General features: G+C 54.8%; 11 protein-coding genes. 6 read left to right on the top strand and 5 right to left on the bottom strand.

The window, feature by feature from the left end; translation table 11 throughout:
• Positions 1 to 21: 21 nt before the first annotated feature.
• From BLR09_RS21045 to bglX, 4 genes are all read left to right on the top strand, one after another.
• On the top strand, positions 22 to 951 hold the full coding sequence (locus BLR09_RS21045; protein ID WP_093207627.1) for a LamG-like jellyroll fold domain-containing protein: 930 nt from the start codon (positions 22 to 24) through the stop codon (positions 949 to 951).
• A 78-nt stretch (positions 952 to 1,029) separates the two neighbouring features.
• Complete coding sequence (locus BLR09_RS21040; RefSeq protein WP_093207625.1) at positions 1,030 to 2,676, top strand: glucoamylase family protein; 1,647 nt, start codon at positions 1,030 to 1,032, stop codon at positions 2,674 to 2,676.
• Between the two features lie 17 nt (positions 2,677 to 2,693).
• Entirely contained in the window at positions 2,694 to 4,280 is a 1,587-nt protein-coding gene (locus BLR09_RS21035) for a glucoamylase family protein (RefSeq protein WP_093207623.1), read from the top strand.
• 4 nt (positions 4,281 to 4,284) lie between these two features.
• Positions 4,285 to 6,546: a beta-glucosidase BglX gene (gene bglX / locus BLR09_RS21030; protein ID WP_093207622.1), complete on the top strand. Its 2,262-nt coding sequence runs from the start codon at positions 4,285 to 4,287 to the stop codon at positions 6,544 to 6,546.
• A gap of 314 nt (positions 6,547 to 6,860) precedes the next feature.
• Here bglX and BLR09_RS21025 read toward each other — a convergent pair whose 3' ends face one another.
• Entirely contained in the window at positions 6,861 to 7,493 is a 633-nt protein-coding gene (locus tag BLR09_RS21025; RefSeq protein ID WP_093207620.1) for a DUF2306 domain-containing protein, read from the bottom strand.
• 145 nt (positions 7,494 to 7,638) lie between these two features.
• On the opposite strand from BLR09_RS21025, the gene BLR09_RS21020 reads away from it, so the two are divergent.
• Positions 7,639 to 8,346 carry a LytR/AlgR family response regulator transcription factor gene (locus BLR09_RS21020; RefSeq protein ID WP_176785631.1) on the top strand — a complete coding sequence of 236 codons (708 nt, stop codon included), beginning with the start codon at positions 7,639 to 7,641 and terminating at the stop codon, positions 8,344 to 8,346.
• A 138-nt stretch (positions 8,347 to 8,484) separates the two neighbouring features.
• Here the strand turns inward: BLR09_RS21020 and BLR09_RS21015 are convergent, their stop codons facing one another.
• The 4 genes from BLR09_RS21015 to BLR09_RS21000 all read right to left on the bottom strand — a co-directional run bounded on the left by BLR09_RS21015 (position 8,485) and on the right by BLR09_RS21000 (position 12,646).
• Entirely contained in the window at positions 8,485 to 10,047 is a 1,563-nt protein-coding gene (locus BLR09_RS21015; RefSeq protein WP_093207617.1) for a M28 family peptidase, read from the bottom strand.
• Positions 10,048 to 10,228: 181 nt separating this feature from the next.
• Positions 10,229 to 10,999, bottom strand: a complete 771-nt coding sequence (locus tag BLR09_RS21010; protein WP_093207615.1) for a prohibitin family protein — start codon at positions 10,997 to 10,999, stop codon at positions 10,229 to 10,231.
• Positions 10,996 to 11,187, bottom strand: coding sequence for a hypothetical protein (locus BLR09_RS21005; RefSeq protein WP_093207614.1), 192 nt, complete (start codon positions 11,185 to 11,187; stop codon positions 10,996 to 10,998). Before BLR09_RS21005 ends, BLR09_RS21010 begins: the two co-directional genes overlap by 4 nt.
• Before the next feature lie 202 nt (positions 11,188 to 11,389).
• A complete protein-coding gene (locus BLR09_RS21000; RefSeq protein WP_093207612.1) occupies positions 11,390 to 12,646 on the bottom strand; it encodes a dipeptidase in 1,257 nt (418 codons plus the stop codon).
• 123 nt (positions 12,647 to 12,769) lie between these two features.
• Here BLR09_RS21000 and crtD point away from each other — a divergent pair, with 123 nt between their 5' ends.
• Positions 12,770 to 14,257, top strand: a complete 1,488-nt coding sequence (gene crtD / locus BLR09_RS20995) for a 1-hydroxycarotenoid 3,4-desaturase CrtD (protein ID WP_093207611.1) — start codon at positions 12,770 to 12,772, stop codon at positions 14,255 to 14,257.
• Positions 14,258 to 14,291 lie beyond the last annotated feature (34 nt).

Raw genomic sequence — 14,291 nt, 5'->3', positions numbered from 1 at the left:
CTCTCACAAAACCAATCAACAATGAAAACAACGAGAATCTCGGCATGGGTAGCAGCGGGTCTGGTCGTAGGGACAGCCTTGTTTACGGCCTGCAGTAAGAGTGATGACACGCCTTCTTTGCCTCCGATCGGGGGGTATAATAGTTCGAATGAGGTGGCGGCTACGAATCTTCTCGCGCACTGGACATTCGACGGAACCAATAACGAACGTATTTCCAGCACCGCCCCGTCTACTTCCAAGAACGCTACGTTTGGTACCGGAGCCAGCGGCAAGGGACAATCCCTTAGCCTGGCGGGAGGTTATGTTCTTTTCCCGACTATCGCGAAGCTGAGCAGCGCCAACGCCATCGGCAGTGTGACCGTAAGCGCGTGGATTAACACCACAAACAACGGAAAAACGGCATCCTCCGTTTTTGCGCTGACTCAGGCATTGGCCAGTCAGGGCGACTGGAACGACGGTCCAATCAACATGTACCTCGAAAACTCCAAACCCACGACGAAAGGGGACACGCTGACCGTACACGCAGCCTTCCACACGCTTAAGGACGGCAAGTATTCACTGGGCGGAGATAATATCAACGACTATGGTGTTGCAGGAACAGACTTTCAATATGTGAAAGGTGGCGGAAAATGGATTCACTACGTTATGGTTTACGACGGAGCCAACTCCACTATCGATCTGTATGTTAACAACGTACTGGTCTCCAACAAGAACTTCCGCCTCAGAACTGCCGGTACGCCGGCCGCTCCTATCGGACCCATCACCATCGCCACGCCCACGCAGGTCGTAATCGGTGGCTGGCCGAATGCAGATTCCGGCTATACCAAGTCGACTACGCAGGCATGGCAGGGTCTCTTCACAGGCGGTATCGACGAAGTCCGCGTGTATGGCAAAGCTCTTTCTTCTACGGAAATCGGCTCGCTGTATCAACTTGAAAGTGCAGGCCGGTAACATGTATTCTGCTGACCGGCGGCGTTTCGGTTGCCGGTCAGCTACCTCTCCTTTTTTCCCGACCCAATTCCATCGATCATGAAATACGGGCTTCTCCTGCTCGCACTGGCGCTTGTTTCCTGCAAAACCGACAAAGACACCCCTGAGCTTTTTTTCTACCGCTCAGTTACGGTGGACGGAGCAGCGAAGTTCCGGGGCGTCTCCCTGCAACCTGCGATCCGGGTGAGTTTTTCGGCTCCGCTTAACCGGAGTTCGGCCGAGAAATCCATTCGTCTCGTCAATGGTGCAACGGAAATACCTCTTGCCTTTACGTATGGCGCTTTGGATACGACGGTAACCGTCACCCCCAAATCTCCCCTCGGCTCCATCACAGCGTATAAACTGCAGGTGCAGCCGGGACTGACTTCCCAACACAATACCGCGCTCAATACTACCCTCGAGGTGGCGCTGGCCACCGCGGTGGATACTACGGACAAATTCCCGGTCGTGAGTGACTCGCTCCTGCTCGACCTCGTTCAAAAGCGTACCCTGGCCTATTTCTGGGATTTCGGACATCCGGTTTCCGGAATGGCCCGGGAGCGTAACAGTTCCGGAGACGTCGTTACTTCCGGCGGAACCGGCTTCGGCATCATGGCCATTGTAGCGGGCATTCACCGGGGTTTTATTTCGCGGAAAGACGGCCTGGACCGCATCGCCAAAATCGCCGGATTTCTGAAAAACAATGCCAAAAGCTATCACGGGGCCTTCCCGCACTGGCTCAACGGAGCTACGGGTGAAACCGTCCCTTTCTCCCAGAAAGACAACGGCGCTGACCTCGTGGAAACGTCCTACCTCTTTCAGGGACTACTCACCGCGCGGCAGTATTTCAACAGTACTTCTGACGCCGGCGAAATCGCGCTCCGGGCGTCGGTCAACGACCTCTGGGACAAGGTAGAATGGTCCTGGTTCACCAAAAACGGCGAAAATGTTCTGTACTGGCACTGGTCTCCAAGCTACAACTGGGACATGAACATGCCGATCCGGGGCTGGAACGAATGCCTGATTACGTACGTCCTCGCCGCTTCATCCCGTACGTCCGCCGTTTCGAAAACCGTGTACGACGCCGGTTGGGCGCAGAATGGAAAGATGGCAAACGGAAACAACTATTATGGCATCAAACTGCCGCTGGGGCCGGCAAACGGCGGACCGCTTTTCTTCTCCCAGTATTCGTTTCTAGGCCTGGACCCGCGGCAACTCAGCGATACCTACGCCCGGTATGACGAGCAAAACAGCGCGCATACCCGCATCAACTACGCGTACTGCGTAGCCAATCCGAAGAATTACTACGGCTATGGTCCGAATTGCTGGGGGTTGACGGCAAGCGACAATGCGTCAGGCTATTCGGCGCATTCGCCGGATAACGACCTCGGCGTCATTACGCCTACTGCGGCGCTGTCGGCAATGCCCTATACTCCAATAGAATCGATGCGGGCACTCCGGTTTTTCTATTACAAACTGGGTGATAAGATTTTTAAGAATTATGGTTTTGTCGACGCTTTCAACCTGACGGATATCTGGTTTGCCGATTCGTTTCTGGCGATCGACCAGGGGCCTGTTGTCGTCATGATCGAAAACCACCGTTCCCAACTGCTCTGGAAGCTGTTTATGAGCTGTCCGGAAGTCAATCAGGGTCTTAAGAACCTGGGATTCACCAGTCCGAATGTCAAAAGTCAGACCCGTTTCTGACCAATCTGTTTCCTGCTATGCGTTACCGCCTTTCTACCCAACTTCTGGTACTATGCCTGCTGGCGGGCCTGTCGTCCCGGCCCGCACTCGCACAAACGGCCGCGAAACCCGCGTTACCGAACGAAAAAAGTGAATACATGACCGTCGTCCAGAAGGCTACTTTCCGGTACTTCTGGGACTTTGCCCATCCGGTTTCGGGCCTGGCGGCGGAGCGTACCGCAACGCCCAATATTGTCACCTCCGGCGGGTCGGGCTTTGGCATCATGTGCCTTGTGGTAGGCGCTGAGCGACAATGGATTACCCGGGAAGCAGCCGTAGAACGTATGCTGAAGATCACGGCCTTTCTCGAAAAAGCCGACCGCTTCCACGGAGCCTGGTCGCACTGGCTCGACGGCAACACCGGCCGGATGGTACCCTTCGGCCAAAAAGACAACGGTGGCGATCTGGTCGAAACCGCCTACCTCGTAAACGGACTGCTGGTAGCCCGGGCCTACTTCGACGGGCCGTCGGCAGCCGAAAAACAACTCCGCGACCGGATCACGAAACTCTGGGAAACCGTGGAGTGGGACTGGTACGTACGCAACGGCAAACTGCACTGGCACTGGTCGCGGGAGTACGAGTGGGCCATGAATATGCCCATTACGGGTTATAACGAATGCCTGATTACCTATGTCCTGGCGCTCGGATCGCCGACGCACGCCATTTCGCCGGAGGTATACGAGAATACCTGGAAAAAGAGCACACACTTCGTCAACAACCAGGAGTACCTGGGATACCGGCTGAACATCGGGTTTCCCTACGGGGGCCCGTTGTTCTTCGCCCATTATTCGTACCTGAGCCTGGATCCGCGGAAGATGCAGGATCAGCATACCAATTACTGGCAACTGAATCAGGCTCAGACACTTATCAACTGGGCGTACTGTGCGGATAAAGCGCCGAAAACGTACAATTATTCCGAAGATAACTGGGGATTGACCGCTAGCGACGATTACAATTTTTACGATGCTCACTCCCCTACCAACGACAACGGTACCATTTCACCTACTGCGGCACTTTCCTCCTTCCCCTATGCGCCGCATCAGGCGTGGCAGGCACTTCGGTATCTGTACCTGAAACACGGTAACCGGCTTTTTGGGGAGTATGGCTTTCTCGACGCCTATAATGCCACGAAAAACTGGTATTCGAATCAGTACCTGGCGATCGACCAGGGGCCGGTAGTGGTGATGATGGAGAACTACCGCAGCGGGCTGATCTGGAAGCTCGGCGACAAAATCGCCGAACTCCGCAACGGGCTTACCAAAATGGGTATCACAAATCCCGCGTATCCGACCGGGTTTTATGCCTATCAGCCAAAACCCGGCACGAATGAATGGTATCTGCCGCGCCATCCCGATTCCGGTAAGTTTCCGCTTGAATTTGCCGTGCAGGGATCTGCGCCGGTGACACTGGAACTGGTCAGCAAAGACAATGCCCTTTCTATTCTGAAGAACCAGTCACTCGCGCCCGGCACATATACCCGTGAAATCGACGCTCCCGGCGGCACGTACACGGCAACCCTCACGCAGGGCGAAGTGAAGAAGACGATCCAGCTTATTCTCCGATAACCTCATGAAAAAACTCCTTCTGTTGATGCTGGCAGGGTTTACCGCCCAGGCCCAGGATGCGAAGATGAATGCTTTTGTGACCCGCCTGATGGGTCAGATGACGGTGGATGAGAAGATCGGGCAGCTCAACCTTGTTACTCCCGGCGGCTTTACCGCTACCGGGGCGACGGTCTCCCAGAACGTCGAAGCCAACATCAAAGCCGGAAAGGTCGGCGGGCTGTTTGGCATTTACGACCCGAAACTGGTCCGGAAGCCGCAGGAGATGGCGGTGAACGATTCCCGTCTGCATATTCCGCTGCTTTTCGGGCTGGATGTGATTCACGGGCATAAAACAAGCTTTCCGATTCCGTTGGCGATTTCCTGTTCGTGGGATCTGTCGCGCATCGAACAAAGCGCCCGTATTGCAGCGACGGAAGCGACAGCCGACGGGCTGAACTGGGTATTCTCGCCGATGGTGGATATCGCCCGCGACCCGCGCTGGGGCCGGATTTCCGAAAGTTCGGGAGAAGACCCCTACCTCGGTTCCCTTATTGCGAAAGCCATGATCCGGGGATACCAGGGAAGCAACCTGTCGGTGCCGAATACGGTACTGGCCTGCGTCAAGCACTTCGCGTTGTATGGTGCGGCGGAAGCCGGGCGTGACTACAACACGGTAGACATGAGTCGAATCAAGATGTACGAATACTACCTCCCGCCGTACAAAGCGGCGGTGGAGGCGGGCGTCGGCAGTGTGATGAGTTCGTTTAATGAGGTAGATGCCGTTCCGGCGACGGCCAACCGCTGGCTGCTGACGGACCTACTCCGGAAGCAATGGGGTTTCAAAGGACTGCTCGTCACCGATTATACGGCTATTAATGAGATGATTGCGCATGGTTTGGGCGATCTGAAGCAGGTTTCGGCGCTTGCGCTCAAGGCCGGAACGGATATGGATATGGTCGGGGAAGGTTTTCTGACAACGCTGAAACAATCCCTCAAAGAAGGAAAAATTACGCAGGCCGAAATCGATCAGGCGTGCCGCCGGGTACTGGAAGCCAAGTATAAGCTGGGGTTGTTTGACGATCCTTACCGGTACCTCGACGAGTCCCGTCCGGCCAGAGAAATCCTGACACCGCAGAACAGGGCCTTTGCGCGGGAACTGGCCGTCAGAACCCATGTATTGCTGAAGAACAGTCATCAGACCCTTCCGCTTAAAAAATCAGGCAGCATTGCGCTGGTCGGCCCGCTGGCGAACGACCGGAAAAACATGCTCGGAACGTGGAATATTGCGGGCGATTGGAAGCAGGCCGTCACCGTTCTCGAAGGTATACAACATGTAGCCGGTAATGTGACGGTGAAGTATGCGAAGGGCGCCAATTTTACGAGTGATACCCTGCTGATCCGCCGGCTGAATGCGCAGAACGGTCTGGTGGACGTCGACCCCCGGCCAACACAGGTATTGATCGACGAAGCGGTACAGGCCGCGCAGCAATCCGACGTAGTGGTAGCGGTAATCGGAGAGGCGCAGGAAATGTCGGGCGAGGCCGCGAGCCGTTCCGACATCGGTATCCCGGAAAACCAGCAGGAGCTTCTCCGCGCGCTGAAAAAGACGGGCAAACCACTGATACTGGTGGTGATGAGCGGTCGCCCGCTGACCCTTGGCTGGGAAAACGAGCATGCCGACGCAATTCTCCAGACGTGGTTCGGAGGTACGGAATCGGGTCATGCCATTGCTGATGTGCTTTTCGGAAACTATAATCCGTCGGGTAAGCTCACGGCGACTTTTCCACGGAACGTCGGACAGATTCCGATTTATTACAACCATAAGAATACCGGCCGGCCCTATCAGGGCGTATTGCTGGATAAGTTCAAATCGCGCTACCTCGACGTTCCCAACGACCCGCTGTTTCCGTTCGGGTATGGCCTGAGCTATACGACTTTTACCTACAGCCCGGTAACGCTGAGCAAAACCCGGCCGAAGGGCAACGACCAAGTCGAGGCAACGGTCACGGTGACGAACAGCGGCTCTGTTGCCGGAGAAGAAACGGTACAGCTTTATATCACGGATCCGGTGGCGAGTGTCACCCGCTCGGTGAAGGATCTCAAAGGTTTTCAGAAGGTCTTTCTGCAACCGGGCGAAAGCCGGAAGGTCACGTTTACCGTCACACCCGAGCAACTGAAATTCTACCACAGCGACCTCTCCTATGACTGGGAACCGGGTGAATTTCAGGTACATATCGGAACAAATTCGGCGGAGGTGAAGAGTGCGGGGATGAATTGGGGGAGGTAGGGTTGGGGGGCTGTTTTCAGTTTTCAGTTTTCAGTTTACTGTTTTCAGTTGGAGGCGGGCAGAGCTTGTCAGAACGGTTTGCCTGCCGTGCGTAGCTCCGCTACGGTAGCATCCGCTACGCACTTTTTTCTAATAGGCTGCGCCTAATGGTCTATACACGTTAAGTAGCTAAAGACCAAATAGCTTTCAACGTAATCCTATGCCTGCCGTGCGTAGCACATGCTACGCACGGCAGGCAAATAGCGCTGACAACCCCTATCACGCTCCAACTGAAAACTGAAAACAGCAAACTGAAAACAACAAACCGAAAACCCCTAAACCGCCTGCTTCCCCCTCCCTACCCTCCACCAAAACCAGACAAAAATCCCTACTCCCAGCACCGACGGAAGTAACTGACTATACGGCTGGTAATCCCGCAGCACATTTCCGCCGAAAGCGGACAACAGTGCACTGAAGGCCGAGGTCATCTTATAGATATGCTCGTATAACCAGAGCTTTTTCCACCGTTCGAAAAACCAGAAGTACTTAAGCAGGTCGTACACCGTCACCAATACCAGCGCTGAAAGCGTGGAAGTAATGACCGAGCTGTTCCAGGAGATATTCGGATTCAGCAGCTGACTGCCGAGACCGGTCGCCAGTACCCCCGCTGCGACCAGCATATCCTGAACAGCCAATCTCCGTTCCCGAAAACGGACTACCCGGAAACCGGCATATCCGACATAGCCTGCCAGCAACGTCAGAATCAATAGGAAAGGACTCGCCCGGAAAAAAACGGCGCCTATAAGCCCCGTACCTACCACAACTGCCAATGTCATCAGAAACCAGCGGCCGAATTTCCGGTGAGCGGGCCCTCCTTTGCCCGTCGTAAGCGCGAAAGTTCCCAAAACAATTGCCAGCAGCCCGGCGGCGACGTGAACGAAGATGTTCCCCGAATGCAGAAAAGACATAGACCGTATCAATTAAGTACGGTCCGAATCTCCGCCGGTGAACCGGAGGCCGCAAACGTTCTGTGACCAGCCTTTTTCGCCAGTGACAAACAGCCTTCGTCACTTTCCCGGGTCATCCCCAAACGGGATGTTGTACCTTCGGCATATGAATTCGCCTATTCTCCGGAACATCCTCGGCTTGCTGGCATTGATTGGTTTACACCTCGTGGCCGATCGTTATACGCTCATGCAGCGCCCGATGGCCGACCGTTTTTTGCCCTATCTGTTTTTGTTGGGCATGTATGCCTGGATCGTCGTACACAACCGACTGCTGTTTGAAGGGTATTTCCTCCGCGGGAAAAAGCAGCTTTATCTCCTGATCTTCACTGCGGTGATGGTGTTCTTTTCCATCAATATGCACCTCATTCTGACACACCGGTTTCAGGTGGAAGACACCTGGCCGGCCATTATCCGGTTTTGGGTTTATACGCTCGCGGGTTTGGGCGTTTTTGCTTTGTACCGGACACAGGTACAACCGGAAGAAGCGCCCGTTTCTCCGAAAACCGTGCCTTCCGGTTTCGTTACGTTCTCTGTTGACGGAGAACGGATGACACTCTCCGTCGATCAGGTTTTGTACCTTGAAAGCCTCGAAAACTACGTCAAGGTAGTGACCGACTCCCGAACGTATGTCACCCGCCTGACTTTGAAACAGGGTGAAGAACTATTGCCTGATTTTGTCCGGATCAGCCGTTCCCATCTTATCAATCCGAAGCGTCTGGACAGTACATCGCCCGATCAGGTGACTGTCGGCGGCCGACCGCTTCGCGTCGGAAAAGTATATAAGAAGTATGTTGCGGAAATGCTGGGGGAATGAGGAGGTTTCCGGTCTTCCGTTTGCTGTTTTCAGTTTTGGGGTTCGAATTGCGGTAGGCGCAGCCTACCAATTATCATTCTACTCCAAACACTAATCCCCCAATAAAAAACGACGCCCGTCTCCAGGCGTCGCTTCTCATCAAGGCTTGTTGGAATCGACAACAATCCGCTTATCCCGGTTAACCAGCTCCCAGGCGGTATAAAACACCAGGCGGGCGGTCTTTTCGGCTCTGTCGAACTCGATCTTGTCGACATCGTCGGTCGGGCGGTGGTAATCGTCGTGTACCCCGTTGAAATAAAAGATAATGGGGATTTTTTTCGCCGCGAAATTGTAGTGATCGGAACGGTAATAGAACCGGTTCACATCGTTCGGATCGTTGAAGGTATAATCAAGATCCAGCTTCGTATACTTCTGATTCGCCTCTTCGCTGATGGCGTGCAGTTCAGACGAAAGCTTGTCAGAACCAATGACATAAATATATTCCCCCTTTCCTTCATGCGCTTTATCGACCCGGCCGACCATGTCAATATTGAGGTCAGCGATGGTGTTTTCGAGCGGAATCAGCGGGTGATTTACATAGTATTCCGAGCCGAGAAGGCCTTTTTCTTCGCCTGTCACAGTCATGAAGAGAATACTGCGGCGCGGGCGGTTGCCGTCTTTCGCCGCTTTTGAGAACGCCTCTGCCAGCTCCATTACGCTCACGGTACCGGAGCCATCGTCATTGGCGCCGTTGTTTACCTGCCCGTCGGGTGAGATACCGATGTGATCATAGTGAGCCGTCACAACGAGTACTTCATCCTTCTTGTCCGTCCCTTCCAGAAAACCGACAACGTTCGCGGTATTAACCGGCGTCTGTTTTTCTTCGGCTTTGACAGTCAGGGTATGGTTGGTCGGGCCCTGCTTGGTTTTACCCGCCATCAGATCAGCGAGTTGTGTATCGTCCAAACCCAGAATTTCCTTCGCAAGACCCTGCTTCACCTGTACCGTCAGGAGCGTCGACCCGGGGCGGGTCTGGTCCTTGAAGATAATCCGGTTCATGCGGGGCGAGTACGCCCGCATGCGGCCATACAGCTTATCGGTTTGCTCATCGGCATTCGGGGCGATGGTCATGACGCAACGGGCGCCTTTCGCCTGAAGCAACGCCATCTTTTTCCGGCTGCCTTCGGGGTTCTTACCCCAGGAAGACGCCTGATCTGTCCCGGAAATCAGGAATGTACCGTCGGCTTTTCGGGGTTCCCCTGACAAAATCAGGACTACTTTTCCACTCAGGTCAAGGCCGGCAAAATCCGAGTACTTCTCGTCTTCGATACCGTATCCGGCAAAGACGATGTCCAGGGTTTCCTCTTTCGACAGGTTGCTCGACCCTGTCACATAAAAATCTTTCAGCAGCTCTTTCTGGCCGGAAGCAGTTTTGAGGTATACCTCTCCCCAGCCCTGATCCACCAGGTCTACCGGCTGAAAGTAGCTGCCGTTCGGACCGATAGGCTTGAGTCCCAGGCTTTTGAAATGATTGGCGATATACTCGGCGGCTTTCCATTGGCCGGGGGTACCGGTTCCGCGTCCTTCAAGCTCATCCGAAGCCAGGTAGGTCAGGTGTTTCTTCAGATCCTCGGCCTTGATCGTCTCCGCGAATTTCTTCGGATTCTGTGCCTGCGCCCACGTCAGAGGACTCAGGGCAAGCAGCGTCAGCAGTTTTTTCATTTTTTAGAATGCTGTAAGCGGTTGGCTGTAAGCGTTAAGTTTCAGACGCGTCCGGGCTTTCAGTATCCCTCCCGGCAGCATCTAGCCCATTGCCTACAGCTTAAAGCTTACAGCCCGTTACTTATTTGTTGATATCAAACTCCTAAGATACATGCTGACAGCAAATCCGGCAAAATCAGGCCTATTGGACATTTTTGAAGAAGGTCGGCGAATTCCCGTACAGCGGCGTCTTCCCGTCCCACTTTTCAATAAACTGCTGCTGGATCAGTAACGGCGTCAGGGTACGCTGCCGGAGCTCGTTGGCCTTGGCGTCCGCTTCGGCTTCCACGATTTTCTTCCGGGCCTGAGCCTCCGCCACGCGGAGTTCATTTTCCACCCGCATGGCTTGCTGGACCGCCTCGTTCTTGGCATTGATGGCCGCGACGATCGTCTCCGGATACCCCAGCCCGCTCGTCAGCTGCTCCAGGTGAAAGCCGTCGGATTTAAAAGACGAGTCGAGTGTTTTCTGCACGTCGTTTTCAAACTGCTGCCGGTTGGAGATCAGCTCGTCGGTCGTGTACTTGTTCATCTGGATCCGGAAAGCATCCTTGACATAGTTGAGCAACGTCGTTTTCGTGATCTCTTCTATTTCCTTGCGGTATTTGGTGAAGATGTGCGGGCTCCGCCCCGCTTCGATCCGGAAAGAGATCGTCGGGTCAACGGTAAACACACTTCCATCCTTCGCATTGACCGTAAAAGCTTCATAATCGGCCGTTTGCACATATAACGGTGACTGATACACGTCTTCCGTCAGCGGGTTATACCAGACCCGTCCCGTCACCAGAACGACGTCCTGAACACCCTTGTCGGAGCCGTATTGTTTCACCCGGATTCCCTCGTGACCGGCGTCGATACGGGTACAGGAATAGAGCGTGCCGACGGCGGCTACAAGCAGGAGTACAGTTTTTCTCATTGTTTGAATACGAGTTTCAGTGAATAGCGAATCAGCAGGTAATGTGCGTACAACAGCCCGCAGAAGGCGGTGAGTCCCCCGGCAACCGACCAGTCGGAAGCCGCAGAAAGCAGGTGAAAAATCCAGGTGATCGCCCAGATATCCCCGGCGATCAACAGCGGTGTCAGGAAAAAGAAGTTTTTGAACATGGTGCAGACGTTGCCCGGCCTGCTAATTGCCGGAAACACGATGCATAGTTAAAAATAGGTAGCCTCTTCCACCGAACCGAATGTGATGAACGATTACGGGACAGGCTGCGTGGTGATTTTTCGTGATGCGTTTTCAGCCGAAAATACCAGCGGCCTCCGGCCAGTAACGCCGGAAGCCGCTGGCCAATCTATTGATTTACTGCTAGTTACCCACAACCAAAGCCCCTTCCGCCCGGATTTTTTCGCCGATTTTCCGTACGTCCTTCATCACCCGGAAGAAATTACCGCTCCAGATTTTCCGGAGATCTTTTTCGCTGTAGCCGCGGCGGACCATCTCCACCGTCAGGTTTTCATACTGCGAAATATCGAAACAGTCGGCCAGGTAGCCGCCTCCGTCCAGGTCTCCGCCGATGCCGACATGGTCGACGCCCATGATCTTGACAAAGTGATCGAGGTGATCGATCGCGTTTTTCACCGTCGCCAGCGGCAGCGGGAATTTCTTGTTAAGCTCCCGCATCTCCGTCCGCATTGCCCGGGTTTGCTCTTCCGACAGCGTTCCGGTGTATTTCTTCCGGATTTCTGCCACAGCCGCATCGCGCTCCGGGTTCGCCGGCGCGGTAATGATGTAGCTGCTGAGCAGGTTGAGCTGGACAACGCCCCCCTTTTTCGCGATTTCCTTCAGGAGGTTGTCGTTCAGGTTCCGCGGATGCTGGCAAAGTGCCCAGGCGTCGGAGTGCGTTGCCACAATCGGCGCCTTTGAGCGCTTGATCAGGTCCCAAACCGTGCTATCCGATACGTGGGATATGTCAATAATCATCCCGAGGCGGTTCATTTCAGCTACTACCTTCTCGCCAAAGGGGCTCAACCCGTTGTATTCTGCTCCTTTCGGATCGGTGGAAGAATCACAGATATCGTTATTATAGGAATGGCACAGCGTCATGTACCGAACACCCCGGTCGTAAAACTTCTGAAGCATCGTAATGTCATTTCCGATCTGGTAGCCGTTTTCCACGCCGATAAAGATGGAGCGCTTGCCGGCCTTCTCCAGTGCCGGTACTTCTTCCGGGCTGGTAACCACTTTGGCCAGCCCGGGATACCGGCCCACCTGGGCATGAATCGAGTCGAGAATGGTCATCGCCATTTGCTGTACTTTCGCGTTGGCTTCCGGCGTGCGGGGTCCCTGTCCCTGATAGACAGCGAAGAAGATTCCATCCAGTCCGCCTTTTTTCATCCGGGGAAAGTCGATTTTCGAGTCCATCCCTGTCGGCGAAGCCGGCGTATTATCTTTGGAAATGTCAAAGCCTTTCCCCACCATCCGCATCGGCGTATCGGCGTGGGTATCGAGGGTAAAGGCTTTGGCGTGGATCTTTTTGGCCTTTTCGATCAATTTGGCGTCGTCCTGCGCCATCGCAGGCAATCCCAGAAAGGCAAAAGGCAGTACGTACAGAATGTTTTTCATGTTTGTCGAGGAAATGGTTTTATGATATTGGGAAAAAAGTGAATCCTAATATAAGACTGTTTTGTCAGGATCGGAATGGCGGTGCGACAACTCCGCTGATTTCGGCGAGCAGTATTCTTTGGTATGGCAACAGCAGCGCTCATCGGCGCAGGTATCGGCGGCATCGCCACCGCTATCCGGCTGGCCGTCAATGGCTGGCAGGTCACCGTCTTCGAAGCCAACGCTCGGCCCGGTGGCAAACTAACTGATTTTGAGCAGGATGGATTCCGGTTCGATGCCGGCCCTTCCCTCTTTACCCTGCCCCATCTCGTCGATGACCTCTTCCGCCTCGCCGGAGAAAACCCAGCCGATCATTTCCGTTACATGCGGCTTCCGGAAATCTGCCGGTACCGGTGGAACGACGGCACACGGCTCGTCGCCGACGCCGATCCGGAAATCTTCGCCCGCAACATCGAACAAGCCTGGGGAGAACCCGCCGGACACGTCCGCGCATTCCTCCGCCAAAGCGCCTTTCAGTACCGGACGACCGAAAACCTGTTCCTTCGCCGTTCCCTGCATCAACCGGGTACCTGGTTCAGCCGGGAAGCCCTGCGCGGATACCTGGCTATCCCGAAACTCGATCTCTTCCGGACCCAGCACGCCGCCAACGCAAGCCGTTTCCAACATCCGAAAACGGTTCAGCTATTCGACCGGTACGCCACTTACAACGGCTCCGACCCGTATCAGGCGCCGGCTTTGCTCAACCTGATTCCGCATCTGGAGTGTCACGAAGGAGCCTATTTCCCGGTCGACGGCATGATCGGCATCACCAGCGCCCTCGAAAAACTGGCGCAACGGCTTGGCGTGGTATTCCGGTATGAAACGCCGGTGACGCGGATTCTGGTGGACCGTCGCATCGCCACCGGTGTACTGACGGAAAGCGACGAACGGCATGTTTTCGACCGCATCGTTTCCAACATGGACATCACCCCGACGTACCGGCGCCTGTTGCCGGACGAAAAAGCGCCGGAACGTATTCTCGGGCAGCCCCGCTCCGGCTCCGGGCTGGTCTTTTACTGGGGTATCGGAAAGACCTTTCCGGAACTGGGGCTGCATTCGCTTTTCTTTTCGGACGACTACCGGAAGGAGTTTGAAGATCAGTTTATCCGGAAAACCATCGCCGATGATCCGACCATTTACCTCCACATCACCGCGAAATACCGGCCCGATGACGCTCCTCCCGGTTGTGAAAACTGGTTTGTACTCGTCAATGCGCCGGCCAACGAGGGGCAGGACTGGCCCGTGATCATCGCCCGTACCCGGCAGCATATACTTACCAAACTCAGCCGGCTGCTGCAAACAGATATAGCTGCCCTGATCCGGACGGAGGCCATTCTGGACCCGATCCGCATCGAACAGCGGACGTCGTCGGCACAGGGTGCGCTGTATGGTACCTCGTCAAACAATCCGATGGCGGCCTTTCTCCGGCATCCCAATTTCTCGTCCCGGGTCGGGCATCTGTATTTCACGGGAGGAAGCGTCCATCCCGGAGGCGGGATTCCGCTTTGCCTGTATTCGTCCGAAATTGTGGCCTCCCTGATCGGAAAGCCCGGAAATACTACCTGCAGGTAATGGTGGAGGAACAGGAGAGTCGTCCCTTTTTCCA

It is taken from the genome of Siphonobacter aquaeclarae, assembly GCF_900103285.1.
Classification (GTDB): domain Bacteria; phylum Bacteroidota; class Bacteroidia; order Cytophagales; family Spirosomataceae; genus Siphonobacter; species Siphonobacter aquaeclarae.
The sequence above is the reverse complement of the archived record's forward strand: the minus strand, read 5'-3'. Positions and strand labels throughout refer to the sequence as shown.

Coding starts and splice junctions, on each gene's coding strand:
- bglX (WP_093207622.1), top strand. CDS start 4,285: ATGAAAAAACTCCTTCTGTTGATGCTGGCAGGGTTTACCGCCCAGGCC.
- BLR09_RS21020 (WP_176785631.1), top strand. CDS start 7,639: ATGAATTCGCCTATTCTCCGGAACATCCTCGGCTTGCTGGCATTGATT.
- crtD (WP_093207611.1), top strand. CDS start 12,770: ATGGCAACAGCAGCGCTCATCGGCGCAGGTATCGGCGGCATCGCCACC.
- BLR09_RS21025 (WP_093207620.1), bottom strand. CDS start 7,493: ATGTCTTTTCTGCATTCGGGGAACATCTTCGTTCACGTCGCCGCCGGG.
- BLR09_RS21000 (WP_093207612.1), bottom strand. CDS start 12,646: ATGAAAAACATTCTGTACGTACTGCCTTTTGCCTTTCTGGGATTGCCT.
- BLR09_RS21045 (WP_093207627.1), top strand. CDS start 22: ATGAAAACAACGAGAATCTCGGCATGGGTAGCAGCGGGTCTGGTCGTA.
- BLR09_RS21005 (WP_093207614.1), bottom strand. CDS start 11,187: ATGTTCAAAAACTTCTTTTTCCTGACACCGCTGTTGATCGCCGGGGAT.
- BLR09_RS21010 (WP_093207615.1), bottom strand. CDS start 10,999: ATGAGAAAAACTGTACTCCTGCTTGTAGCCGCCGTCGGCACGCTCTAT.
- BLR09_RS21040 (WP_093207625.1), top strand. CDS start 1,030: ATGAAATACGGGCTTCTCCTGCTCGCACTGGCGCTTGTTTCCTGCAAA.
- BLR09_RS21015 (WP_093207617.1), bottom strand. CDS start 10,047: ATGAAAAAACTGCTGACGCTGCTTGCCCTGAGTCCTCTGACGTGGGCG.
- BLR09_RS21035 (WP_093207623.1), top strand. CDS start 2,694: ATGCGTTACCGCCTTTCTACCCAACTTCTGGTACTATGCCTGCTGGCG.